We start from the raw sequence: 26944 nt of genomic DNA, 5'->3' as shown, positions 1-26944 counted from the left end.
ACTGTCTTTTGGCTGCTTTTACTTATTAAACATTTTAATATTCCATTAAAGTAATCATGTCATAACCGTAAATTTTTTTACGACCATTTAAATCCATTAGTTCAATTAAAAAGGCACAACCGACAACAATGCCGCCTAATTCTTCGACTAAGTCGATTGTTGCTTTAATCGTTCCTCCCGTTGCTAATAGATCATCACAAATCAACACTCTTTGTCCAGGTTGAATAGCATCTTTATGAAGAGTCAACGTATCCGTTCCATATTCCAGACCGTAAGCTACTTCAATGGTTTCACGAGGTAGTTTCCCTTTTTTGCGTACTGGAGCAAAACCTACACCTAATTCATAAGCGACAGGACAACCAACGATAAATCCACGCGCTTCTGGTCCTACAACCATATCAATTCGTTTTTCTTTTGCATAATAAACAATTTGTTTTGTTGCTTCTCTGTAGGCTTCTCCATCCGCCATAAGCGGTGAGATGTCACGAAAAATAATTCCTTTTGATGGATAATCAGGAATGCTCGCAATATATTTTTTTAAATCCACTATTTGTCTCCTCCTAGAAACCTTTTTTTAATCGTCGGAATATCACTTAATAGTAAAAATTCCTCGACTTTAATTTTTTTTATTCGTTGCTGATAACGCTCACTTTCACTCAATGGACGGCTTTTAGGATGAGCAACTTTTTTTAAAATGCCGTCCTCTATTGTAACAAATTTTAATTCAAAAAACACTTGAATCATAAAAATCAACAATTTAGATGGTATTTCTAAATGCTGGGCAATCGCCGCTAATTTATACCGTATGTCAATTCTTTCTTGAGAATGGATCAATTGAAATAACTTTGCATATTGTTCTCTAGAGCCAACACCAGTCAAATAAGCTTCATCAGGAGAAATTCCTAACAAATACATTCGATCAAATGAACCAATTGCTAAAATCTCTTTCAAAATTAGTAAATCATCTGGACTATCAACTACTAGTAATGAATGGTACTCCTGAGCTTTTAGTAGCTTTTGAATTTGTGAAATATCTTCAAAAACCACCACAAACTCTTGAATTTTTTCATTTAATTCTTTTACAGATTGTTTTTCAAAAGCAAGGTAAAGCGTATCTTTTTCCTTTATTACTTGTTTGCGATAACTTTTTGAACGCCAATCAAAAAGTTGAAAACCTTTCACAATAAAATCGGCAACCCTCAACTGTGGTTTTTTTCGACCATTCCATTCATTGATCGAAAGCGTGCCAACAACATCGATCGGATCGTTTAACATCTCGCTTTCTTGATTACCCAATCCAAAAGCTATTGCCTCTAATTGATGAGCATCTTCTATTAGCGTAAATTTTAAATGTTGTTGATTGACTCCAATTTTTTTCACATTCTTAGCAAATACTTGATGAAACAAGAAGATAGGTACAGGATTATCCGTTCCATATGGTGCTAATAATTTTAATTCTTCAATCAAGTCAACTGTTACATCTTGAGTCATAAGTGTTTCATCAATTATTAATGCTGTCCCTTTTGACAAATCAATGGCTTTCTCAACAATATAACGATTCATACGTTCTTGCAATGCTTTAAGATTAGTTTTAGGCATCGTTAAACCCACAGCTGCGTGGTGACCACCAAACAAGGTAAACAACTCACGCATCGTCGCCAACATTTCATAAAAATTTAACGCTTCTACGCTGCGTCCCGAACCTTTTGCTGTTCCATCTTCTTTAATCGTTAAAACAATAGTTGGTTTACCCGTTTGATTCATGATTTTTCCGGCGACAATTCCCAGCACTCCTTCATGCCAATCAGGAGCAGCTAAAAGGTGAATTTGATTTGTTTCATCAATCATCGTTAAAGCTTCTTGAGTGATTTTTTCAACAACTAACTTTCTTTCCTCGTTAATGGCGGTTAGTTTTTTAGCAATGGAGGTTGCTACTGATTCATCAAAAGTAGCCAACATTTCAACAGCCGGATTGGGGTCGCTCATACGACCAATCGCATTTAATCGTGGAGCAATCGAAAATCCAACCATCGTTTCATCCACTTCTTTTATTGTTAAACCACTTTCAGTAAACAAAGTTTGCAATCCAATACGCTCTGATTGCCTGATCATTTCTAATCCAAGCGCTACGAGTGTCCGATTTTCCCCAGTCATAGAGACCAAGTCGGCAATCGTTCCAATTGCAACTAGATCTAAAAATTCAGCGGGCGGTTCTTCTAATAAAGCAGTAGCTAATTTAAAAGCAACTCCCACACCTGCTAAATCCTTAAACGGGTAATTTCCTTGCGGATGACGAGGATGAACAATTGCATACGCTTCTGGCAGTAAACTAGGCAATTCATGATGATCCGTGATGATCACATCCACCCCAGCGTGCTGTGCATAAGCTACTGCTTCATTTCCGGCAACCCCGTTATCTACTGTAATGATTAGTTGAATTCCTAATTCGATTTTTTCTTTATAAACCGTTTTATTCGGTCCATATCCATGAACAAATCGGTTAGGCAAAAAAGTTTCGATATTTGCTCCTAACAGTTCCAACGTTTCTTTCATTACCGTAGTGCTTGTAATGCCATCTGCATCATAATCACCATAAATTAAGATTTTCTCTCCATTAATTACAGCTTTTTGAATCCGAGCAACAGCTTTATCCATATCATACATCAAGTAAGGATCATGGAGTTCTTGTTTTTTAGGATTTAAAAATCGTTGCAGCTCTGTTTCTTTGCGATACCCTCGCTGCCAAAGTAAATTACCAATAAAAGGCGATAAATTCTGTTGTTGGACTAATTGCAGAAAAGTTTCAGAAGGCTTTGATTCCTTTAACTGCCAGTCATAAATTGCTTGTCTCACTTACTCACTCCTAACCTAGTTATTATAGCAAAGGAAAAGTTTAAAAAAAAGAAGAAAGAGAGTAAAAACAACAAAAAAAAATCCCCAAAAAAGCAATACTTTTTACTAACTTTTAAAGGGGAAAATTGCTTAAATAAATAGTTAATCCACTGTTTTGAGAAAACCAACTCTTCTTACTTATTTACACATTTTTACTTAAAATAATAAGTTATGACTTGTTGAATTAATCAAAATAATTATAGCTTTGCTTTGCCGAAACGCTCTCTTGATCCGCGGTTGTTTGTGCTTGCTGCAACAGTTTTTTCGTTGCTTGTATTTCTGCTTGATAAGCGGCCTCTAACTGTGCACGTTCATTTCGAAATTCTCGTTCCTGTTTTTCTTTTGCTTCAGTGATTTTTTGCTCAAGATTTGTTTTACTATCTGTTAACGCTTGTGTCAATTGTTTGATTTGTTTCTTTTGCTGCCATAACGTTGCTGAAGCTGTAACAAAAACAATTAATGCACCAATAATAGCTGAACCGATAATAACTAAAATCAATGGAGCAGAAAATGACGCAAACCCAAAACTGACTGGAACATTTTTATTATTCAATACTGCAAATAATACGATAATCAAAACCAGCAAGAAGCCGATAAATACGCTACTTTGTTTTTTCATTTTTTCACCTACTTTTTGTTAAAAATACCACTCGCAAGATAGTCACCAACAGTGGGAAAGAGGGTATAAAATTTTGCTGCAAATTCAAAAAGAATTGGTTGATTTACTTCCCGTTTTGGATGGTTCATTGTTCGAACGATTGTCTTTGCTAATTTTTCCGGTTCTAAAACAAGTTGACCGACTTTTTCTAGATAGTTGCCGCTAGGATCCGCACGATTAAAAAATTCTGTTGCGACTGGTCCCGGATTAACAGTCGTTACAGCTACTCCTAGAGGTTTTAATTCTAGTCTCAAAGCATTTGAAAAACCTAAAACAGCAAATTTTGTCGCCGAATAAATCGTTGATTTTGCTGTAGCTATTTTTCCAGCCATTGAAGCGATATTAATAATATGTCCTTGTCTTCTTTCTGCCATGTCAATAGCAACTTTTTGTGTCAACGCCAGCATTCCAAGAACATTTACCTCAAACATATCATATGCTTTTGCTAAATCGACTTTCAAAAAATCCTCAAAAATGCCAAAACCAGCATTATTTACTAACACATCAATTCTGCCGACTTCTCGCATTACTTGTTCATAGAGTTCATCTACACTGGCTGGATCACTCATATCAACTGAAAAAGCATACGCTTTTTTTTGACTCAATCTTCTACATTCTTCTTTTACTTCATTGATCAACGGGACTCTTCGTGCACAAGTGATTACAATAGCCCCTTGTTTAGCTGCTTCATAGCAGATTTGTGCTCCTAATCCTCCAGAACTACCAGTAACTAAGACAACTTTATTCGCTAACTTCATGCTTGATCCTCCTCATGAACATGAAATGGAACGTCTACTAAATCAAAATCCTTCACAATCTTCGTATTTGGAAAAACTTCTTTTGCTTCTTTTTCCAGTTCTAAAGCTGATTGGCCTAGATATCTTGCACTGATATGGGTCAACAGCAGCCTTTTGGCATTTGCTTTTTTAGCTACTTCTGCTGCTTGATTAGACGTTGAATGAAAATAACTCTTAGCCATCTTTGCTTCATCCTTATTAAATGTACTTTCATGAACAAGTACATCACAATTTTTTGCTAAAATCACGGAGTTTTCAGTTTTCCTTGTATCTCCTAAAATAGTAAGAATTCGCCCTTTTTTATCTGGACCGACAAATTTTTTCCCATCCACAATGGTTCCATCGGCTAACTGAACAATCTCTCCTTTTTTTATCTTACCGTATAAAGGACCTGCTGGGATGTTTAATTTCTTCAATTTCTCTACCTGCAATTCTCCTTTATGATCATGTTCTACCACTCGAAAACCAAAACTGTCAATTCCATGATCTAGTTTTTTTGTGTAAACAGAAAAATGCAGGTCTTTAAAAATCGGCTGCGCTTCATTTAAAGCAATAAATTTTAATGGATAACCTAAACGCGTTTGTGAAATCGCCAATGAAGTTTTGATAAACATCTCGATTCCTTTTGGCCCATATATTTCAAGTGGGGTATTTCCTCCTTGGAATGACCGACTGCTAAGTAACCCCGGTAAACCAAAAATGTGGTCCCCATGCAAATGGGTAATAAAAATCTTTCCAATTTTCCTAGGACGAATATTGGTACGCAAAATTTGCATTTGAGTTCCTTCTCCACAGTCGAATAACCAAACTTCATTTCTTTCATCTAAGAGTTTTAATGCTATGCTTGTTACATTTCGATGTTTGGCAGGTACACCTGCCCCTGTACCTAAAAATTGTAATTCCATAATTTACCTGACTTTCTTTAAACTCATTATTAATTTTATGGGAAATTCTACAGATAATCAACTGTAAGACAAAATTGTTTTTCAACTCTTCTACTCGTTTGACAAAAAAGAAAAACGCGTTTTACCTCTGCGTTTTTCTAACTTCTATTCTTTATGAACGATTGCTGTTATTGAGAATGTTTATCATTCCATGTTTTTTGAGCAGTTTCTTTTGCTTGTTTTTCAACTTCTTTGGCATTTTGGACTTCTTGTTCTACTTCTTCATAATCTAAACGAGTAATTTCTCCGCCGAGTTTCATTATAACTAATTGATTTAAGGGACGATTATCTGTTTCATCAGCAATTAAAATCAAACCAGTTGCACCTTCGCCGATTTTGTTTCCGACAAAATCAAATACCGTCTGAGCCTCTTGGATTTCTTTGGCATCTTGTGTAGCGCCAATCATTTCGCCTGCAAACCAACCTAAGAGAATCCCTAAAGGACCGCCCAGTATCCCAACAAGCATGCCAATTAATCCGCCCTTTGATGTTTTATTGTTGCCCGTGAAATCTAAGAAATCTTCTATTTTAAATTGGTGATTGCCACTTGAATCGTGGCTAACAACCGCCATTTGTTCGCCTTTAATTTCACGAGCAGCATGCAACTTTTTTAGTTCAGAAAATGCTTGATAAGCTTGACTTTCTACTGAAAAAGTTAAAATAATTACACGTTTACTCATAAACATCACTCCTTTATCATTTTCTTTATTCTACTTTCTATTAACAAAAAACAAAAGGAAAAGCTCTTTAAAAAATAACAAGAAGAATAAAACTCTCTAAGAACATGTAAAAAATACACATACTGATAAAATTCATGTTAAAAAAGATACTTCCACCATAAAAAACGTTCAAAACAAGAAAGATTGTTTCAAACGTTTTTTAACTTTTTTTCAACTCAGATAAATAGAGGAAACTAGTAGAACAATTCCTACCGTTTATTCAACAAATTCAAATTCAAATTCACCAATTCTCACTAAATCACCATCTCTCGCCCCGCGATTACGTAAAGCTTCATCTACTCCCATTCCTCGCAGTTGACGAGCAAAACGCATCACTGTTTCATCATGATTGAAATTCGTCATTTGAAACAGTCTCTCAATTTTTTCTCCCGATAAAATCCAAGTCGCATCAGAAGCACGATCAATTTTAAACTCTGAACCTTCTGAGGTAAAACCATATTGTACCGTCTCTTCTGTCATTTCTTCATCATATAAAGGAAATTCCGGTGTTTTCTCTAATAAATCCGCCGTAGTATTTAATAGTGCGTCTATTCCTTTTCTCGTAACACCTGAAATAGGAAAAATAGGAATCGTTTCTGCAAATTCATCTTCTTTTTCTTGATTAAGCTGTTTCTTAAACTTTTTTAGATTTTCTTTGGCACTTGGCATATCCATTTTATTCGCTACAATGATTTGCGGACGCTCCAATAAACGAAGATTGTAAGAAGACAGCTCTTGATTAATCGCAACGTAATCTTCATAAGGATCTCTTCCTTCCATGCCGCTCATATCAATCACATGCAAAATAACACGCGTTCGCTCAATGTGACGTAAAAATTGCGTACCTAAACCTACCCCTTGAGAAGCCCCTTCAATTAAGCCGGGTAAATCCGCTGCAGCAAAACTTCGACCGTCACTTGTTGTAACCATGCCAAGGTTAGGAACGAGTGTTGTAAAATGATAGGCTCCAATTTTCGGGCGAGCAGACGAAATAACTGAAAGCAAGGTAGATTTCCCTACAGAAGGAAAACCGACAAGCCCCACATCAGCCAATACTTTCAATTCTAATTCAATCGTTCTTTCCTGACCCGGTTCACCGTTTTCAGCAATTTCAGGCGCTGGATTTTTAGGTGAAGCAAAACGAATGTTGCCGCGTCCTCCTCGCCCTCCTTTAGCAACGACCAGCGTTTGACCATTTTTCACCAAATCCCCTAATAAAGCACCAGTTGTAGCGTCCCGAACCGTCGTTCCTTGAGGGACTTTTACGTACGTATCTTCTGAGCCTCGTCCGTGCATTCCTTTACTCATGCCATTTTCTCCAGGTCTTGCTTTAAAGTGACGATGAAAACGAAAATCCATTAACGTCCGCAAGCCTTCATCAACAATTAAAATGACGTTGCCGCCTCGTCCACCATCACCACCGGCAGGTCCACCATCTGGAACATATTTTTCTCTACGAAAAGCAACCATCCCGTCACCGCCTTTACCGGCTTTTACATCGATTGTTACTTGATCTAAAAACATGGACATCTCTAAGCCCTCCTATATTTCTCTATTATTTATTCATCGACTACCTGAATTTCCACAATAAACAAAAGTCCTATTCATTTTATCGGTCAAATGCAATTTTGTCTATCTTTTCAATTAAATTTTCATTAATTTATGCATTTTTTCCATTCTCAGATCCTGACTACAAGATTCATTATCGTCAGAGTAAATTGATTTAAAAATAGATGTTATTACTAACTAGTTAAAAAATAAAAAACCAAGAATCACGGACTTTTCTTCATCCGTTCGATTCTTGGTTCATGACTCATTCTTTTTTGAAATACTTAAGGAATAACTTCTTTTTATTTTCCTTGACTAGTGACTTTTCCGATAGGTTCATTTGCTTGAACTTTTCGACTAGCAGAAATAACTAAATTTTGTACTTCATCTCCATTCGTAAAAACAACAACCATATCTGATTTTTTCCCTGAATTTTGAAGAGCAGCAAGATCAACAAGGGCAATCAACTGTCCACGCCCTACATATTGTCCTTCTTCAACATACAAAGTAAATGGTTCACCTTTTAAATCTACTGTATTAATTCCCATGTGAAGCAATACTTCAATACCTGAATCAGTTTGAATTCCTACTGCATGTTTGGTTGGAAAGATGTTAACAACCGTTCCTGCGATTGGGGAGAAAATCTCACCCGTTTTGGGTAACACAGCATACCCATCTCCCATCATTTTTTCAGCAAAAACATCATCTGAAACTTCGGTGATTGGAATCAATTGTCCATTTGCTACAGCATAAAGGTCTTGGGTAACTGAACCTTCAATCACAGGTCTTGTTTTGATCCTTTCTGCGCTAGGTTGAGCTGTTTGAGTAGTTGACGTGCCGTGAAGTTTCGTCAATTCATCGGCAACAAATTGAACCTCGGTACCGACAATGACTTGAATATTTGTCCCATCAATCACTTTGATGCCTGGAACACCTGTTGCTTTAATCTTATCTTGATCAACGATGCTCGTATCTTTTACTTGTAAACGTAAACGTGTTGTACAATTATCAATAGCTATTACATTTTCTGCCCCACCTAAACCAGTATAAATTTGGCTTGCTAGTGCTGCAAACTTGTCATCACTTTTTGCAATATCTGGTGTTTCCTCTCCCGTACCAGCTTCACGCCCGGGAGTCATTAAATGAAATTTTTGAATTGCAAAGCGGAATCCAAAATAATAAATTACTGCAAAAATCAAACCTTGAATAATTAACATCAACGGCTGGTTAGCAACTGGATTTTTTAATGATAAGAAATAATCCACAAAACCTGCACTAAAAGCAAAACCTGCTGTCCAATGGAAAAATGCACTAACTGCTAATGACAAACCTGTAAATATAGCATGAATCACATACAAAGGCCAAGCAACAAACATAAATGAAAATTCAAGCGGTTCTGTTACGCCAGTAAAAAATGCAGCAAATGCCGCAGCAAGCATCAAGGAAGCTGTTACTTTTTTCTTTTCCGGGCGGGCACATTGATAAATCGCCAAGGCACCAGCTGGCAACCCAAACATCATCACGGGAAAGAATCCTGCTTGGTACATTCCCGTTTGACCAATAATTGCTGTTCCATTATCCAATGCTTGTTGTCCGGCTAAAAAATTACCAATGTCGTTAATTCCTGCCACGTCGAACCAGAACACTGAATTCAACGCATGATGCAACCCTGTGGGAATCAACAATCGGTTAAAGAAGCCGTATAATCCTGCGCCAATAAAACCTAAACCAGAGATCATTTTACCAAATGATACTAGTACGTCATAGACGCTAGGCCAAATAAACAACAAAATAGCTGAAATTACTAACATACCTAAAGCGGACATAATTGGAACCAGTCGTTTTCCACTAAAAAAAGACAAAGCCATTGGTAATTTTACCTGACTGAAACGGTTATACATCGCTGCAGCTGTTAACCCAGCGATAATACCTACAAATACATTATTGCCCATGCTGTTAAACGCAGGATTGACCTCTGCTACGTCTTTTAGTCCCAGTAAAATTTGAACAGAAGTTGGATCTAAAACCGTCTGTGGAACTAAGTAAGCTACTAACCCCGCTAATGCAGCTGAACCATCTTTATCTTTAGACATTCCTAATGCTAGACCTACAGCAAATAATAAGGCCAGATGATTTAAAATCGCCAGTCCAGAATTCATTAAAAATGTTGTCGCCGCATTGCTTACACCCATTCCAACAATCCAGTTTGCAATACCTACTAATAAAGAAGCCGCAGGTAAAACAGCAACAGGTAGCATCAAAGAGCGACCCATACGTTGCATATATGCTTTCATTTTTTATTCCCCCTAATTTTTCTTATGTTCAATCGATCCTCGTAATCGTTCAATGTGAATAGCCAAATAACCTAATTCTTCACTTGTAATGGAGATTTGATATTGTTTAATCAATAAGACACGTATTTCTTTTGCAATTTTATAACTTTCCGGATACTTTCGTTTCACCATTTGAACGATTTCTGTATCCAAAACCGCATATTGTTGCGCATTCATCCGGTGTAAAAGTAACCGTAAATGATTGGCTAGACGCGAATAATTCAACGACATCTTTTCAGAATGCATATCAACTGAAAGTTCGCGTTCAATTAACTGAATGACATTGGAGACAATCGTAACTTCACGAATGCTGCGATGATTGCTTATTCGACCTCTTCGAGCACTATGAATGTGAATGGCAATATAGCCTGCTTCGTCATACGTATAAGGAACAGCTAATTCTTTCGTTAAATACTCTACTGCCCATTGAGCTACACTGAATTCTTCACTATATAAAACCTCAATTTCTCGCAGCAGCTTGTTTCGAACAACTATCCCATTTTTGATATTTTCTGCTGAAAAAGCAATGTGGTCAGATAATGCGATTAGCACGTGTTCATTCAGTTTTTCCATCAAGACAGTTTCTGCATAATCAATAATGTGCTCCGCTGCAAATAAAAAACGTTCATCAATTTGATTCAATAAATTTTGCAGTTTGAGTTGTCCTTCCGGTTCCATCACAAAAATTCGTTCAATTTCTCGTTCAAAAATCAAATCGTTTCTTTTTTTATCAAAACCAATTCCTTTACCAATTGCCACTTTTTCCTGACCATCCGCTTCTACCAACACAGCATTTTGATTCAGAATCTTTTTAATTTTCATGCGCGCATCCCTTTTTGTGAAAGTTTTCTGCTTCTTGCTTCTATTCCCATACAACTTTTGTTTGGCCACACAAAAAATAGACATGAAAACTTCTAGAAAGAAACCCCTTTCTTTCAGAAATTTTCCATGCCTAGTATGATCTAGTCACATGAAACAAAATATTGTTAACAACATCATTTTATATAGATTTTTATGCTTTGTCAACGTTTTTTTATAAATTTTGAATTTTTGAATAAGATATTTTTACTTGGATATTTCTATACTTTTCACTGCTGCACACAGAACATAGATTTTAAAAATAAAAAACAAAAGTTATTTATAAGCATTTTTCATCAACGATTCATTGAATAAAAAATCATGATTTTGATCCAAGAAACTAGGTAAATGAAAGAAACTTATTCTCTTTTATAATGAAAAAACTTGAACTTCAATTAGGAAAAATTGCTTAGTACAACAAACATATTATAGGATAAATAAAAGAAATAGCTCCTGCGTAGACTCTTACTCAAAAATCAGTGAACATATTTATTCAAAAATTCTTTTACCACTAACTGATATTTTGCTGGATCATCCGTATATGATTTTGCGTGTTCGGCTCCCTTAACTACATATTTTTCTTTTGGTCCCTTAGTAGCACCATACACTTTATCAAACATTTCATAAGGCACAAATGTATCCTCATCTCCGTGGATAAATAACATAGGTCGTGTATTCTTTTCTAACTGTTTCACCGCACTTGCTTCTCCAAAAAAATACCCCGCTCGAATCTTCGTCACTACGCTAGTCACCTGAATTAATGGAAAAGACGGCAAACCAAATAACTCTTTTAGTTGATAAGCTAATTCTTCAGTCACAGAAGAATAACCACAATCTTCGATAATCGCCTTAACATTTCCTGGTAGTCGTTCACCACTAGTCATCATAACCGTTGCCCCCCCCATACTTACACCAAAAAAGACGATTTTTTGTAATGAACCATTTTGAGCCAAAACTTGATCCACCCACTGCACATAATCTTTTCGTTCTGGCCAGCCAAAGCCAATGTAACCGCCCTCGCTACGCCCATGTCCCCGTGCATCAGGCACCAATACGTTATAGCCTAAATCATGAAACATTTTCGCATAATTAGCCATTGTTTCAGCATTTCCCATATAGCCATGAGCGACAATCACTGTTTTGTCGCTTTTCTTTTCGGCGGGAAGATAAATCGCCGATAACTTCAGCTTATCAGTCGAAGTCATCTGCCATTCACTACGATTTTTTTTGTCATTAAACCACTTTGCTGCAGCTATCTCTTCAGACGTCTGTGAAATTTTTGATGTATCATTTTCTAAAAAATCTTTTTGTGAAGGCACCACCGCATAATTATAAAAATAATTTCCTGCAAATACTAAAGCAGCTGCAACGACTAAAACAGCCCCAATAATAATTTTGATCCAAAGCTTCATTTCTTTCCTTTCTTGTTTCCCTATTTATACACATTCTTTGAATAAGTATAAACAAAGAAATTACTCAATGCAATCCTTGAACAATAAAAAAATGAGAAAGGTCACAAATGCAAAAATGTTTCCTTACTTTACTAACACTTTTATAAATAAGTTTGTTTGAATACTCAAAAGATAAAAAAGACTGCAAACATGGCATCAACTTAATAAATCAACACCACAGTTACAGTCTAACAGTTACAGTCTAATAATTCGCATATTTCAGTAGTTATTTTTTATTCTCAATCAATTTAAAACTCGACCACGGTTTCAAAAAATTCAACAAGAACAATTCATCATCAGAAATACGTCCGACCACATTTACTCGACCGTCATTTTTCATTTCTTTTAAGGCAATCTGTGTTTCACCTTTGTATTGCCCATACCCCACATTATCAATTAAAACATCGCCATGCCTCATGTTTTGTGTATTGTGAGCTGGAAATGATTTGTCTTTGTAGTAAACACGCGTCATTGTTGAACGAAGGAGATATTCCGAACGATCACCGCGATAGCTGTGAAGATGATCAAATAAGCATATTCGCTCATCTTCTGTAATATCTTCGACTACATCTACTTTTAACGTCGGGTAATCTGCATGAAACGCTTCAGCCATTGCTTTTAATTCTTCTTCACTGGCATAAGCATTACCAATAGAAATATCATCAATCAATCCAGTTAACAGCAAATGTTTAACTTGAGTTGAAAGTTCTAACTGGCGATGATCTTCTAATGTGCATAGACCATCTTGAGTTGGCCACGGACCAAAATCTGCAGCTTGCGAATTAACAAAAGCCATGGTATTTAAATTATACTTTCTAAATTTTTTTGAGCAATACACAAAGTGCTCATAGCTCAAACCTGAATAACGATGAGGATAGAAATTATGTGAACCCAACAAATTCGTTGTGTTGGGTGAGTAACTCATAATGTTATCTACATAGTTCGTTCCTGAACTCATATTAATTTCAATTTTTATACCATACGGATTACGTGTCATCTTCGCTTCCTCAGCACCAGTAAAGCCGACATCTAAGCGAACTCCATAGGCGCCCATTTTATGGAAAAACGACAAATCATCATAAGAAATTTCCAATTGTTCAAATAACGCTGGATTGATATCTACCATTACTTCCATATCTAATTGATTCGCATACTCCACTACTTTCGTAAAATCAGCTAATACTTGCTCTTTGTCACCTTCTATTTGTAGCAAACTAGTAAATACACGTTTAAAACCATATTTATGTGCTAAATCCAAATAAGCACGATCCTTTTCAAACGTTGAACGTTCTGGATAAATCGAAATTCCTAATTTTCCCATTCATTAAATCCTCCCGTATTTTTATTTTGTATCCACTTACATTGTAACAAAAGCCGTAAGAATGGTCTACACCTTTAATCTAAAAGACAAGAAAAAGAAAAATTTATAAGAAAAAGATAGGTATTCCTAGCATAGTTTGTTATTATTATAGATAACAATACTAATATTTTTGAAAGGAATTGACTATGAAAACCAAAAAATTACTATTAAGTATGGGTTTAGCCGCAACCTTAGTGTTTGGAGCTGGCTGCACACAAAATAACGTAAAAACAGCTACTTCTTCCACAGAAAATTCAACGGAAAAAACAACAGCCAGCAGTACAAAAGAAAGTGTAGATTTAAATTCACTGGCGCTTCCACAATTGGACAAAAAAGTAGCAGAAAATGAAGACCTTATTGAAATGGTGACAACCAAAGGAACAATTAAAATCAAACTATTTCCTACATTGGCTCCAAAAGCAGTGGAAAACTTCATGACTCACGCAAAAGATGGCTACTATAACGGTTTGACTTTCCACCGAGTAATTAAAGACTTCATGATCCAAGGCGGCGATCCAAAAGGAGACGGCACTGGCGGGGAAAGCATTTGGGGAAAAGGATTTGAAACCGAAATTTCTAACCAGCTCTATAATATACGCGGTGCTTTATCAATGGCACGCACACAAGACCCTAATAGTAACGGCAGCCAGTTCTTTATTGTTCAAAATTCCGAGGATGTTCATGATGGTTTGTTAAAAGAAGATTATCCTCAAGCAATCATTAACGCCTATAAAAATGGTGGTTATCCTACCTTAGACGGTGAATACACCGTATTTGGTCAAGTCATTGAAGGAATGGACGTTGTTGACAAAATTGCAGCGGTTGAAACAAACAGTTCTGACAAACCAAAAGAAGACATAAAAATTGAAAAAATCACTATCTTACAAGAAGCCAAAAAATAACAATCATTGAAATAAGCCGAAAACATACAAAACAGATTTGTTTCACATGTTTTCGGCTTTTAATGTAAAATTTTTTGATGCGTTTCTTCCTACAACCGTTGAACTTTTTTCAATTTTTTTCTCAAACCTCTTTATTGACGATAAAAGTAAATTCGCATTCACAAACTTTTTTATCTTCAACATACGCAGCAGACAAAGCAGTTCCTACTGCTCCTTTCATCTTTGTGATCTCAAAATGACATTTCATTACATCTCCGGGAACGACTTTTTGGCGAAATTTTGCTTTATTTATTCCACCAATGTAGGCTCTTTTTCCTAAAAATTCTTCCGATTTTAAGATTAAAATGGAACCAGCTTGAGCCAAAGTTTCTAAAATCAAAGCCCCCGGCATAACTGGATTATCTGGAAAATGGCCTTGAAAAAAGTCTTCATTAATCGTGACGTTTTTAGTTGCAATAATTTTTTTTCCAGGTTCTAAAACATCTACATAATCAATATAGCAAATCGGATAACGGTTAGGAATCAAGTCCATTACTTCAGTAGCAGATAATACGTAAGACATAATTTACTCCTTTTCTTGGCTAAACGCCTTAATCATTACTTTGATTATCAAAGTATCACATTCTTATTTTTTTAGCAATCTTTTTTTATTATCCAAAAAAATAGTTTGACAACCAAAACAATTTGACTAATAATAGAAAATCAAGAGGTTATTATTTTGCATTTATTATTCATTTTACAACCTGTTAAATCTTTTTAGAATTAAAGGAGTGTCAATATGTCTTTTTTAAAAGGAAAGAAAATCGTCGTTATGGGCGTCGCAAACAAACGTAGTATCGCTTGGGGATGTGCCGAAGCGATGATGAAACAAGGCGCTGAAATTATTTATACTTATCAAAATGAACGGATGAAAAAATCACTGAACAAATTAATCAGTGAAGAGGCATTTGCTGTAGAATGTGACGTGGCCAGTGATGAAAGCATTGAAAAAGCCATGAAAGAAATCGGTGAATATGCCGGAGAAATTCATGGACTCGTGCATGCAATCGCTTATGCAAACAAAGAAGAACTATCAGGAAATGTATCAGACATTTCACGTGACGGCTATCAACTCGCTCAAGACATCAGCAGCTATTCGTTAATTGCTGTCACTAAATATGCTCAAAAATACCTTGCTCAAAACAGTGGAATCGTAAGCATGTCTTATTTAGGTTCAGAGCGTGCCATTCCTAATTACAATATGATGGGAATTGCAAAAGCATCTTTAGAATCTGCCATCCGCTATTTAGCCGCAGAGTTTTCACCTAAAGGTATTCGTGTAAATGGCATTTCAGCTGGTGCGATCAAAACTTTAGCCGTTACTGGAGTAAAGGATTATCAAAAACTAATTCAGTTATCCGAATCACGCACACCGGATCAACAAGGTGTAACAATTGAAGAAGTAGGAAATGCTTGTGCCTTCTTAATTAGCCCGCTTTCAAGCGGTATAATTGGTGATATTGTTTATGTTGATAAAGGCGTTCATTTATCCTAATAAAAAATTTTAGCTTACTGGCTTTGGAGTTTACTTGATTTATTGGATAGTAGCTTTTATTTATCTTCTCTTTCAAATTTCAAAACTAAATAAACGTTGGTCACCTCTTCGTTTACGAAAAACAAGCCAAAGGATCTGAAATATTTTCAGATCCTTTGGCTTGTTATTTTTTACGTGCATTCACTGCCCTTTATTCTTTGTATATTGAATAGGTGAACGCTCTTACCACTCCTGTACAGCCTTTCTTTTTATCACGTGCTTTTACCAACACGAGTTTCTACTGCTTTATTCAACTACTTGAATCCATCCTTTTGGTGCAGTTGTCTCTCCAAATTGAATTCCCGTCAATTCATCATACAAGCGTTTGGTTATAGGGCCTACTTCTGTCTCGCTATAAAAAACATGTAAATGATTTTTATAATAAATACCACCAATTGGTGAAATAACAGCCGCCGTTCCACAAGCACCTGCTTCTGCAAATTGATCAAGCTGATCGATAAAAATATCTCCTTCAACAGCTTTTAAACCTAAACGTTCTTGTGCTAATTGTAATAAAGAATATTTAGTAATGCTTGGCAAAATAGAAGGCGATTGCGGTGTGATAAATTGGTTATCTTTTGTAATGCCAAAAAAGTTAGCGGCACCTACTTCTTCAATTTTCGTATGAGTCGCAGGATCTAAATAAACACAGTCGGAATAGTCTGATTCTTTGGCTTGCGTACCGGGCAGCAAGCTAGCTGCATAGTTTCCACCCACTTTCGCAGCACCTGTTCCGTTAGGAGCGGCTCGATCGTAATCTGACACGATAAAGTTGGTTGGTTTCAACCCACCTTTAAAATAGGCACCTACCGGTGTACAAAATACCACAAACAAATATTCTGAAGCTGGATGAACACCAATGTTTTCACCTACACCAATCAAAAAAGGACGCAAATAAAGGGTAGCACCTGTTCCGTAAGGCGGAACAAATTCTTCATTTGCTTTGACTACCTTTTTTATTGCTTCCATAAACATTGGTTCTGGCACCATAGGCATCAACAAACGTCTTGCACTTTGATTCAAACGGCGACTATTTTGATCTGCTCTAAAGAGATTAATTTTCCCGTCTTTTCTTCTATAAGCTTTTAATCCTTCAAAACATTGCTGTCCATAATGAAGTGCCGGAGAACCCTCATGGATTGTTAGATAGTTCTCTTCCCTCAATTCTCCTTTTTCCCATTGACCATTTTTCCATTTTGCAATATACCGCCAAGGAGTTTTGATATATGAAAAACCTAAATTATTCCAATCCATTTGCATATTCATTCCACCAATCATTGTTTTGTGAATATTTTAACACTAACAACATCATTTGTCATTTTCTATTTTGAAAATTACTGAACCTCAAATGATTGATTCCTGATTTTCTTTTTGTCTTCTTCTTGTTACAATGGTATCTATAAGTAAATGTTTAGAAAAGAGGATGTTATGTTTTTACAATTAGCCAAAAAGGCAACAACTACTTCGACAGAAGATACGTTGACCGATCAAGCAGTCCATCAAGTCAATGCTTTCCAGCGTTTTTGGAATAACATTAACTGGGATGCTATTTTAGCTACATTTATTCAAAAAAGTCTTTATTTAATCTTTTTGATTATTTTATTTAGTTTCATAAATCGCATTGGTAAATATTTAATTGATAAGTCATTTAAACAATATTCTAAAAAATCTGTTTTAAATGAAAGTCGTTTAAAGACTTTACATAGTCTTTTAAATACTATTTTCCATTATGCTATGGGCTTCTTCTTCATTTATGCCATTTTATCTGTAGTCGGTGTCCCCATCGGTTCGTTATTAGCAGGAGCTGGAATCGCAGGTGTAGCAATTGGTTTAGGTGCGCAAGGTTTTATGAGTGATATGATTACAGGATTTTTTATTATTATGGAACAGCAAATGGATGTCGGTGATTATGTTAAATTAGCAAACTTATCGATTGAAGGAACCGTCGTTTCTGTTGGAATTCGTACCCTGCAATTAAAAGCCACAGACGGTACCATTCACTTTATTCCTAACCGCAATATTACAACGATCAGCAACCTTTCCCGAGCCAACATGCAAGTTTTACTAGATATTCGAATTGTACCAGAAGAAGGCTACGATCAAATTTATCAAATTATTGAAAAAGTCAATCATCAGTTAGCAGAAAAATACCAAGAAGAATTACAAACCGAACCAACCATTTTCGGTCTAGTAGATTTAGGAAATAGTAATTTTGCGATTCGAACAATTTGTTATGTACTAAATGGAAAACAGTATACATTAAAAGAAGAATTTTTAAGTTCGTATGTAAAAGAACTAACAGCTGCTGGTTTTACGATTCCCAATACACCTATCATTTTAAAATAAAAAGATTGAGAACCGTGCGTCATTTTCAGATAAACGTCCAACTGAAAATGGCGTATTAATTTCGCCTCAATCTTTTTGTCATGAGCTAGTTTGTCTAACTAGATAATATTCATTTTTTCTTTTAATTCTTCTACTTTAGGTGAAACAACGTTGCGCCGTTCCAATTCATGAGCCATGAAGTTCACAGCCTTCAAAAGTTCTTTTCTTGTGATGATCCCTTTAAAAATTTTTTCTTCAGTTACCACTGGTAAAAACGGAGAATTCACTAGTAAATGAAGGACTTCTTCTAATTCCCAGTTTTCATTGACGGTTGCACATTCTGTTTCCATGACATCTGCAACTGTCAAGTCTTCCAATGGGTCCATACTGATGGTTTGAAGATCAATCATTTTATTGACAATATCAGATAAACTGACTAATCCGACAAATCGATCATCCTTTCCCAAAACTGGGATTTTCGTGTAACCCACTTTCGATAAAACAAGTAAACCATGTGACAACGGATGTTGGTACATCACATTTGCTACATTTTCAGCAGGGATCAAAAAAGTTGCTTGATTTTGCAGCAATAACTCTCTTACAATAGGTCCAATCATCGAATGGCCTCCATTTCTATTTCATGTGATCATTTTACTGAAAACGGATGCAAAATCCATAAAAATAAATAATATTTTAGCAAAAATTAGAGAATTTTTATTTAATTAGAATAAGTAAATGCAAGCTCTTCGACCGGCTGGTGGGCACGGTTATAATACTGAATCTTTATCTGCTCTTTGACATGTTCAATCAATGCATAAGAAGGAATTTGAATCGATCCACGCGGTTGTGAAACACTCCCAGGATTTAAATATAAAATGCCTTCAACGACTTCACAACCAATTTGATGGGTGTGACCAAAAAAGACCATATTTGTCCCTTGTTCTTTTGCTTCAAGAGCAAGTTGAGTAAGACCAAACCGGATATTAAACAAGTGACCATGCGTTAAAAAAATTGTGTCTTTTTCTATTTTGATTACTTGCTTTTCTGCAAATTCCGATCCATAGTCGCAATTTCCTTTTACTACCTGAAAATGAGTCCACAACTCATCCGTTTGCGGCAATTCAGAATCACCGCAATGAAAAAAGTAATCAACTACTTCTCGATAGCGTTCTACTAAATCTACTAAAATTTCACGATCTCCATGATTATCACTTACTACTAAATAACGCATCATCTTTCACCTTCCAACCATTTTTGCCATTTTTGACTCAATTTAGCCATAGCTTGACCACGATGGCTCATTTTATTTTTTTCTTCACTAGACATTTCAGCAGCGGTTTTAGTTGAGTCGTTGGGAATAAATAATGGGTCATATCCAAAGCCATTTTCACCTTTTGGAATACGACCAATTCTTCCTGACCACTGCGCTTCAACTACCAGACTTTCTTTGCCGGAGGCCGCAAAAACAAGCGTACAATGAAATTGCGCCGTTCTTTTTTCATCAGGAACATCAGTCAACTCGTAAAGAAGTTTAGCATTGTTTCCTGCATCACTTTTGTGTTCACCTGCAAAACGGGCAGAATAAATTCCGGGCATTCCTCCTAAAGCATCCACTTTTAATCCAGAATCATCCGCTAACACTGGTTGATTCAATAAATAAGCAATCGTCTCTGCTTTCAAACGGGCATTTTCTTCAAAAGTTGAACCCGTTTCTTCAACATCCGGTAACTCAGGATAATCCGCTAACGTCTTTACTTCATAGCCAGCACGTCCAAACATGGTTTTGAACTCTTGCGCTTTTCCCGTATTTCTAGTTGCAATAATAATTGTTTTCAAAGGCTCGCCCCTTTCTTGCTGCAAAGGCTTAAACATCACGCTTTTTTGTTCTAAAATTAGCTGTTCCATTGCCGATTTGCCATAAAATAACATTTCATTTAATTGTTCGCCATCAAAGGTCGATCCTACTCCCCTACCTTGTATCTCAATAAATTTACCTGATTCAGTCATTACAAGATTCATTTTTGCTAATGCAAATTTTTCTTCTTTTTCATCTAAATCTACATAAACTCCCTCAGGAAAAAGACCAACATTAACAGACACTACAGGTTCATTAATTGGGTCTTCTTGTAATACTTTTTTTTGAAGTAGCGTATCAACGGCGAGTCTTAATGCAACAAAAGCACCCGTGATGCTTGCTGCTTGTAGACCACCGTCTGCTTGAAGAACATCACAATCCATTACAATACTTCGTTCCCCTAGTTTTTCCAAATCAACAACCGCTCTTAAAGAACGTTCAATCAAGTGCTGGATTATCATGGTATCTTCAACTGGCGTTTCCATATTTCTTTTACGAGTCGCACGAGGGAACATATGGTATTGCGCAATAAGTTCACCCGTTCCTGTACCTTGTAAAAATGACGGAACTTCTGCCTCAATTGTAACAGAACAACTGACAATCGTATTTCCAAAGCGGATCACTACAGAACCTTCTGGGTAGTGAAATACATTAGTTTGAAGAGTAACTTTTCTCAACTGCTGGGGATTTCTTCCATCATGACGCATGTTTCATCGCCCTCCTAATTCGATATGCTCAACGTTGATAGAATCAAGGGACAACCAATCTTGTGCAATCTCTTTGAACAGTTTGTCTGAACCCGTAGTATAAAAATGACAAAACGTCTGCTTCTTTTTTGGCGAATGGCTGATTTCAAAATAATCTAATAGCATTGAAACTTCACCAACTGTCTCGGCTCCCGAATCAATTAATGTCACGCTTTCTCCCATCACATTCTGAATGATCGGACGCAATAAAGGATAATGCGTACACCCCAAAATAAGCGTATCGATTTTCTTAGAAAGCAGCGGCGTTAAAGTTTGCGCAACGATCTTTTTGGCGACAGAAGAATGATATTCATTGCTTTCCACCACTGAAACAAATTTTGGGCAGGCTAAACTACTCACTGTTAACTCAGGAACTTTTTCTTTCAAGACGGTTTCATAAGCATGACTTTTTATCGTCCCCAACGTACCGATAATACCTACTTGTTGATTGCTCGTTTGTTTGATAGCTGCTCTTGTTCCAGGAAGGATTACGCCAATGACTGGAATAGGAAGTGCCGCTTTAATTTTTTCTAAAGCAACGGCAGTAGCTGTATTACAAGCAATTACTAACATTTTAATGCCTCGTTCCACCAAATAGTTCGTCATTTCCCAAGTAAACTGAATTACTTGCTCCGCTGGTCTTGGACCATAAGGGCAGCGAGCAGTATCTCCCACATATAATATATTTTCATTCGGTAACTGCTTCAGGGCTTCTTTAACTACGGTTAACCCGCCAACTCCTGAATCAATAAAACCTATCGGGCGATTATCAGTCAATAGTATCATCCTTTTTTCTCAATAAATTCTATCTTCCTTATTGTGGACTTTTTAAGCTAATTTTTCAAGTACTACCTTTTCTATAAGACGTAAAAGAAACAAATAAAAGCAGTTGTAAAATAACAATCAACTTCAAATAAAAAAACAACTACTATTTTCCTTTACACAGTTAAGAGGAACTTAATTTAAATCAGCTGTTAAAATCGGCATGAACAAATGGATATTTCACACTTTCATTTATTATTGATTATAAAATTCCCTCTTTTTTAGACGTTAATGAAAACAGCCTGCTTGTTCTTTTTGTAACTGAATTGGCTATTTTTTTATTTTATTTGTATTTTGATGAGCAACAGTTGTTTCTTCCCTTGAAAAACGGTAAGATATGAAGTGTCTTACAAATCGTAAAGAGGTGTTTTTTTTGAAAAATATTATTTTAACAGGTGATCGGCCAACTGGCAAACTCCATTTAGGACATTATGTTGGTTCGTTAAAGACACGTGTAGAAATGCAAAAAGAGAGCAACAATCAATTATTTGTCATGATTGCCGATATGCAAGCCTTAACCGATAATGCTAAAAATCCAGAAAAAGTTTCTTCAAACGTCTTAGAAGTCGCCTTAGATTATTTGGCTGTAGGTTTAGATCCTACAAAATCAACGCTTTTTATTCAATCACAAATCCCTGAATTGGCTGAATTGACCATGTACTACCTCAATTTAGTAAGTGTAGGACGTGTTCGTCGCAACCCAACAGTTAAAAATGAAATCGAACAAAAAAAATTTGGTGGTGGCGTTCCAACTGGTTTCTTTATTTATCCGGTTTCTCAAGCAGCCGATATTACGGCTTTTAAAGCCAATTTAGTTCCAGTAGGTGAAGATCAAAAACCTATGTTGGAACAAACACAAGAGATCGTTCAAGCTTTTAATCATACGTATGGAAATGTTTTAGTAGAGCCAAAAGGCGTCTTTCCTCCTAAAGGTATGGGACGCTTGCCGGGGATTGACGGCAACGGAAAAATGAGTAAGTCACTGGGAAATGGAATTTATATTTCTGATTCTGCTGACGTTGTCAAGCAAAAAGTGATGAACATGTATACAGATCCTAATCATATCCACGTCAAAGACCCTGGTAAAGTAGAAGGAAACATGGTTTTTACTTATTTAGATGTCTTTGGAAAAGACAAAGAAGCCATTGAAAAAATGAAAGCTCACTATCGAAGTGGCGGTTTAGGAGATGTGAAGATTAAGCGTTATTTAATTGATGTATTAGAAGAAGAATTTGCACCGATCCGTATTCGTCGCAAAGAGTTATCAAATGATCCAGCAGCAGTTATGGATATTCTCCATAAAGGAAGCGAAGAAGCTGCAAAAACTGCCGCAAAAACATTAAGTGAAGTAAAAACTGCCATGGGCATTAATTATTTTAATTAATTTTCGGTTAGCTAAAAAATGACTAAGTCGTAAGAAGCGTCTTAGTCATTTTTTATTCTTCATTTGTTCTTTTTAGCGGATATGTGCCTTAAAGGTATCATTTAAGGCTTTTTCAATTTTTATCATCGCGCGCTGAATCTCTTCATCTGTCAACGTGGCTTCGGGGTTTTCAAACGTTAAGCTGTAAGCCATTGACTTATAGCCTGATTCAATGTTTTCTCCTTGGTAAACATCAAATAATTGGATCCCCGTTAAAAACTTACCAGCTGCTTCTTGAATAGCTGTTCGAATTTCTTGATTTGTAATTTTTTCTTCGACTAACATCGCAATATCACGTATCACACTAGGAAATTTGGTGACGGGTTGGAAACTCATCTCTTTTTGCGAAGCAGCAATGATCACGGCTAAGTCGAATTCTGCTACATAGGTTTCCGGTATATCATATGCTTTTGCCATATTTGGATGGACTTGTCCCACAAATCCGATACATTTTTCTCCTAGGTAAATTTCAGCCGTTCTTCCTGGATGCAGTTCTTTTATCTTAGCAGTCGCTTGATAAGTGATTTCTTCTGAAAGATTTAACTGTTCAAATAAGTTTTCTAAAAGACCCTTTATCGTATAGAAGTCAACTGCTTCATCTGTATTTTGCCAACTTTTTTCTTGCCAAACACCAGTCAATGCAATAGCGACATGTGTTACTTCTTGTGGTAAATGAGTGAATGGATCATTTTCTTGATGAAAGATCCGACCAATTTCATATAATGCAACATTTAAGTTTTTTCTTGCAACATTATAACTCACGTTGTCAAGCAAACCACTAACGATGTTCATTCTTAATACCGAACGTTCTTCACTCATCGGCCAGTCTAATCGAGTAACTACTGACTTTTTCGTCCTAAACTGACGAGACTTTTCTTCGGTCGTTAATGCATAACTAATGGCTTCACTTAGTCCGCTGCCTTCTAGTAAATTTCGAACTTTACGAGTTGCTGCCTGTTTGTAGGTTAAACTCCCTAAGACCGTTTCACCACTTGGCAAAGTAGAAGGCAAACGATCGTAGCCGTAGATTCGAGCAACCTCTTCAACAAGATCTGCCTCAATTTGGATATCCCAGCGGCGAGGTGGAACGATCACTGTATAGTATTCTCCTTCTATTTGATACTCAAATCCCAGTGCTTTAAAGATCTCATTTACTTCTTTGATCGTTAATTTAGTACCAAGATAACGGTTGATCCGAGACAACGTGATGGAAACACTTACCGCTTTTACTTGATAATCTGACCCTTTCACTGCTCCTTCAAGGACTTCTCCGCCTGCTAATGAAACAATCATTGCGGCTGCCACATCGCAAGCTTTGGAAATAGTTTCTTGGTTAATTCCTTTTTCAAAACGAGCAGAAGACTCACTTCTTAAGTTAAATTGCTTAGCCGTACGGCGAATCGCAAGCGGATCAAACAACGCAGCTTCTAGCGCGACGGTCGTTGTGGCACTAGTAATTTCTGAGTCAAGTCCCCCCATCACTCCGGCTAAAGCAACTGGAACTTTTCCATTCGTAATAACAAGATTTTCTGATGTAAGCGTACGCGTTTCTCCATCTAACGTTACAATCGTTTCTGCTTTTTTAGCAGGACGCACAACAATTTCCTTAGAAGCTAATTGATCGTAGTCAAACGCATGTAAAGGTTGTCCAAATAATAGCAAAATATAATTCGTCACATCTACCACATTGTTAATTGGTCGAATGCCTTCATTCATTAAAAGATTTTGTAACCATTGCGGACTTGGTTGAACTGTTACGCCTTCAATCATTCGGATTTGATAAGCTGGAACTAATGTTTGATCCTCTACAGTTACATGAATCTTATCTGAAGCTTTACGAGGCACTTCTATTAATGTTTCATCAGTAAATTTTGGCGTTTGTCGATAAATTGCCCCAACTTCGTAAGCTACCCCACGCATAGATAGTGCATCCGCTCGATTGGGTGTAATTGATAATTCAATGATTGCATCATCCATATCTAGATAAGAAAAAACTGATTCACCATTTACAGCCTCCTTAGGAAGATAATAGATACCTTCTGCATATTCTTTAGGAACTACACTATCTGAATAGCCGATTTCTTGTAAAGCACAAATCATTCCATTTGATACTTGTCCACGCATTTTGCCTTTTTTAATCTTTACATTGCCAGCAATACGTGAATTAGGTAAAGCAACAATTACTTTAATGCCGGCCTTTACATTGGGAGCACCACAAACGATCTGAGATAATTCTTCTTCACCAACATCAACTTGACAAATGGATAAATGATCTGAATCTGGATGTGGAACACATTCCATCACTTCACCCACGACAATTTTTTTTAATCCCTCTTCAGGAACCGTTATCCCTTCGACTTCAATTCCAGTCACTGAAAGTTTATCGGCTAACTCTTTTGGTGTAACAGCGGATAAATCAACATATTTATTTAACCATTTATATGAAACGAACATATTTTTTCACTCCCCTTTAAACTGACTTAAGAAACGCAAGTCATTTTGATAAAAATGACGGATATCATTGACACCATAACGCAGCATTGCCACTCGATCCGGACCAAGGCCAAAAGCAAATCCCGCATATTCTTCTGGATCAATTCCTGACATTTTCAACACACAAGGATGAACCATACCTGCTCCTAAAATTTCGATCCAACCAGTATGCTTGCAGACATTACAGCCAGCTCCACCGCACTTAAAACAACTGACGTCTACTTCAACAGACGGTTCAGTAAATGGAAAATAACTTGGACGCAAGCGAATCTCACGTTCTTCCCCAAACATTTTTTTCATGACGATTTCTAATGTTCCTTTCAAATCTCCCATCGTAACATTCTTATCCACCACCAATCCTTCAATTTGATGAAATTGATGACTATGTGTTGCATCATCTGTATCACGGCGAAAGACTTTTCCTGGAGAGAGCATTCTTAACGCTCCTTTTGAAAAATCATGTTTTTCCATCGTGCGTGCTTGAACAGGTGAAGTATGCGTACGAATTAATATGTCTTCAGAAATATAAAATGTGTCTTGCATATCTCGAGCTGGATGATCTTTTGGCAAATTCATCCGTTCAAAATTATAATGGTCAGATTCAACTTCATATCCTTCTACAATTTGATACCCCATGCCAATAAAGATGTCTTCAATTTCTTCCATAATTTGCGTTAAGATATGGCGCGTGCCTTTCTTTATTGGGCGACCCGGCAAAGTTACATCAATTGTTTCTTTTACTAATGCAGCCTGTAAGGCAGTTTCTTCTAATTCTTGTTTTTTCCGTTCAATTTCTGTAGTCAACAAATCTCGAATTTCATTCGCAAAACTACCTACTTTTGGTCGTTCTTCTGGACTTAAATCCTTCATTCCTCGTAAAACTTCGGTAATGGGTCCTTTTTTCCCTAACGTTTCTACACGTAACTGATTTAGTTCTTTTAAATCTTGTGCAGCCATAATTTTAACAATTACCACTTCTTTCAAGCTTTCTAGCTGAGCTTGTAGAGACATTTCTATTTCCTCCTTCAACTTTAAATGCAAAAAAGACCTCATTCCTACTAAGGAACGAGGTCTTCGCGTTACCATCCTAATTTACGGTGAAAACCGTACACTTACTTGTTTAACGACAGCTTGCCGGTCTGAAATCAATCAGACGAACTCAGAAAGTGAACTTCATTTTTCAAACACAGAATCTGCTTGCAGTCTACGACAGATTTCCCTGAACTGGTTTAGCCAAATTACTCT

At 36.5% G+C, this 26944-nt stretch carries 23 protein-coding genes; 4 read left to right on the top strand and 19 right to left on the bottom strand.

The window, feature by feature from the left end:
• Positions 1-34 precede the first annotated feature (34 nt).
• From RV14_RS00225 to RV14_RS00175, 11 genes are all read right to left on the bottom strand, one after another.
• Positions 35-547 carry an adenine phosphoribosyltransferase gene (locus RV14_RS00225; RefSeq protein ID WP_071854353.1) on the bottom strand — a complete coding sequence of 171 codons (513 nt, stop codon included), beginning with the start codon at positions 545-547 and terminating at the stop codon, positions 35-37.
• Positions 547-2853 carry a single-stranded-DNA-specific exonuclease RecJ gene (recJ, locus tag RV14_RS00220; RefSeq protein ID WP_071854352.1) on the bottom strand — a complete coding sequence of 769 codons (2307 nt, stop codon included), beginning with the start codon at positions 2851-2853 and terminating at the stop codon, positions 547-549. Before recJ ends, RV14_RS00225 begins: the two co-directional genes overlap by 1 nt.
• A gap of 223 nt (positions 2854-3076) precedes the next feature.
• Positions 3077-3511 carry a LapA family protein gene (locus RV14_RS00215; protein ID WP_071854351.1) on the bottom strand — a complete coding sequence of 145 codons (435 nt, stop codon included), beginning with the start codon at positions 3509-3511 and terminating at the stop codon, positions 3077-3079.
• Between the two features lie 8 nt (positions 3512-3519).
• Complete coding sequence (locus RV14_RS00210; RefSeq protein WP_071854350.1) at positions 3520-4308, bottom strand: SDR family NAD(P)-dependent oxidoreductase; 789 nt, start codon at positions 4306-4308, stop codon at positions 3520-3522.
• Positions 4305-5252 (bottom strand): ribonuclease Z, encoded by a 948-nt coding sequence (rnz, locus tag RV14_RS00205; RefSeq protein ID WP_071854349.1) that lies wholly within the window; start codon positions 5250-5252, stop codon positions 4305-4307. The genes RV14_RS00210 and rnz overlap by 4 nt, the downstream gene beginning before the upstream one ends.
• A 167-nt stretch (positions 5253-5419) precedes the next feature.
• Entirely contained in the window at positions 5420-5971 is a 552-nt protein-coding gene (locus RV14_RS00200) for a DUF1269 domain-containing protein (protein ID WP_071854348.1), read from the bottom strand.
• Positions 5972-6226: 255 nt separating this feature from the next.
• Complete coding sequence (gene obgE, locus RV14_RS00195; RefSeq protein WP_071854347.1) at positions 6227-7540, bottom strand: GTPase ObgE; 1314 nt, start codon at positions 7538-7540, stop codon at positions 6227-6229.
• 320 nt (positions 7541-7860) lie between these two features.
• Positions 7861-9852: an N-acetylglucosamine-specific PTS transporter subunit IIBC gene (gene nagE, locus RV14_RS00190; protein ID WP_071854346.1), complete on the bottom strand. Its 1992-nt coding sequence runs from the start codon at positions 9850-9852 to the stop codon at positions 7861-7863.
• A gap of 12 nt (positions 9853-9864) precedes the next feature.
• Entirely contained in the window at positions 9865-10713 is an 849-nt protein-coding gene (locus tag RV14_RS00185) for a PRD domain-containing protein (protein WP_071854468.1), read from the bottom strand.
• 512 nt (positions 10714-11225) lie between these two features.
• Positions 11226-12161, bottom strand: coding sequence for an alpha/beta hydrolase (locus RV14_RS00180; protein ID WP_071854345.1), 936 nt, complete (start codon positions 12159-12161; stop codon positions 11226-11228).
• Between the two features lie 265 nt (positions 12162-12426).
• The gene (locus RV14_RS00175) at positions 12427-13521 is read right to left on the bottom strand and encodes a DUF871 domain-containing protein (protein ID WP_071854344.1); all 1095 of its coding nucleotides are present in this window, start codon (positions 13519-13521) and stop codon (positions 12427-12429) included.
• Positions 13522-13706: 185 nt separating this feature from the next.
• Here RV14_RS00175 and RV14_RS00170 point away from each other — a divergent pair, with 185 nt between their 5' ends.
• Positions 13707-14462: a peptidylprolyl isomerase gene (locus tag RV14_RS00170; protein WP_071854343.1), complete on the top strand. Its 756-nt coding sequence runs from the start codon at positions 13707-13709 to the stop codon at positions 14460-14462.
• Between the two features lie 121 nt (positions 14463-14583).
• Here the strand turns inward: RV14_RS00170 and fabZ are convergent, their stop codons facing one another.
• The gene (gene fabZ, locus RV14_RS00165) at positions 14584-15024 is read right to left on the bottom strand and encodes a 3-hydroxyacyl-ACP dehydratase FabZ (RefSeq protein WP_071854342.1); all 441 of its coding nucleotides are present in this window, start codon (positions 15022-15024) and stop codon (positions 14584-14586) included.
• 216 nt (positions 15025-15240) lie between these two features.
• On the opposite strand from fabZ, the gene fabI reads away from it, so the two are divergent.
• Entirely contained in the window at positions 15241-15996 is a 756-nt protein-coding gene (gene fabI / locus RV14_RS00160; protein ID WP_071854341.1) for an enoyl-ACP reductase FabI, read from the top strand.
• Positions 15997-16281: 285 nt separating this feature from the next.
• Here fabI and RV14_RS00155 read toward each other — a convergent pair whose 3' ends face one another.
• Positions 16282-17295 (bottom strand): branched-chain amino acid aminotransferase, encoded by a 1014-nt coding sequence (locus RV14_RS00155; RefSeq protein WP_071854340.1) that lies wholly within the window; start codon positions 17293-17295, stop codon positions 16282-16284.
• A 168-nt stretch (positions 17296-17463) separates the two neighbouring features.
• On the opposite strand from RV14_RS00155, the gene RV14_RS00150 reads away from it, so the two are divergent.
• Positions 17464-18381 (top strand): mechanosensitive ion channel family protein, encoded by a 918-nt coding sequence (locus RV14_RS00150; RefSeq protein ID WP_071854339.1) that lies wholly within the window; start codon positions 17464-17466, stop codon positions 18379-18381.
• A gap of 98 nt (positions 18382-18479) precedes the next feature.
• On the opposite strand, the gene cbpB is transcribed toward RV14_RS00150, so the two are convergent.
• The 4 genes from cbpB to racE form a co-directional block, all read right to left on the bottom strand.
• Positions 18480-18977 (bottom strand): cyclic-di-AMP-binding protein CbpB, encoded by a 498-nt coding sequence (gene cbpB, locus RV14_RS00145; protein WP_071854338.1) that lies wholly within the window; start codon positions 18975-18977, stop codon positions 18480-18482.
• Positions 18978-19078: 101 nt separating this feature from the next.
• A complete protein-coding gene (locus RV14_RS00140) occupies positions 19079-19591 on the bottom strand; it encodes a metallophosphoesterase (RefSeq protein ID WP_071854337.1) in 513 nt (170 codons plus the stop codon).
• Complete coding sequence (locus RV14_RS00135; protein ID WP_071854336.1) at positions 19591-20922, bottom strand: nucleoside-triphosphate diphosphatase; 1332 nt, start codon at positions 20920-20922, stop codon at positions 19591-19593. Before RV14_RS00135 ends, RV14_RS00140 begins: the two co-directional genes overlap by 1 nt.
• A 3-nt stretch (positions 20923-20925) precedes the next feature.
• The gene (gene racE / locus RV14_RS00130) at positions 20926-21747 is read right to left on the bottom strand and encodes a glutamate racemase (RefSeq protein WP_071854335.1); all 822 of its coding nucleotides are present in this window, start codon (positions 21745-21747) and stop codon (positions 20926-20928) included.
• A gap of 409 nt (positions 21748-22156) precedes the next feature.
• Here racE and trpS point away from each other — a divergent pair, with 409 nt between their 5' ends.
• The gene (trpS, locus tag RV14_RS00125) at positions 22157-23167 is read left to right on the top strand and encodes a tryptophan--tRNA ligase (protein WP_071854334.1); all 1011 of its coding nucleotides are present in this window, start codon (positions 22157-22159) and stop codon (positions 23165-23167) included.
• Positions 23168-23239: 72 nt separating this feature from the next.
• Here trpS and pheT read toward each other — a convergent pair whose 3' ends face one another.
• Together pheT and pheS are read right to left on the bottom strand one after the other, a co-directional pair.
• Positions 23240-25660: a phenylalanine--tRNA ligase subunit beta gene (gene pheT, locus RV14_RS00120; RefSeq protein ID WP_071854333.1), complete on the bottom strand. Its 2421-nt coding sequence runs from the start codon at positions 25658-25660 to the stop codon at positions 23240-23242.
• A 6-nt stretch (positions 25661-25666) separates the two neighbouring features.
• The gene (gene pheS / locus RV14_RS00115; protein ID WP_071854332.1) at positions 25667-26710 is read right to left on the bottom strand and encodes a phenylalanine--tRNA ligase subunit alpha; all 1044 of its coding nucleotides are present in this window, start codon (positions 26708-26710) and stop codon (positions 25667-25669) included.
• Between the last annotated feature and the right edge of the window lie 234 nt (positions 26711-26944).

It is taken from the genome of Enterococcus ratti (genome assembly GCF_001886195.1).
GTDB classification, from domain to species: Bacteria; Bacillota; Bacilli; order Lactobacillales; family Enterococcaceae; genus Enterococcus_B; species Enterococcus_B ratti.
This window is presented reverse-complemented; position numbering and strand designations above follow the sequence as displayed.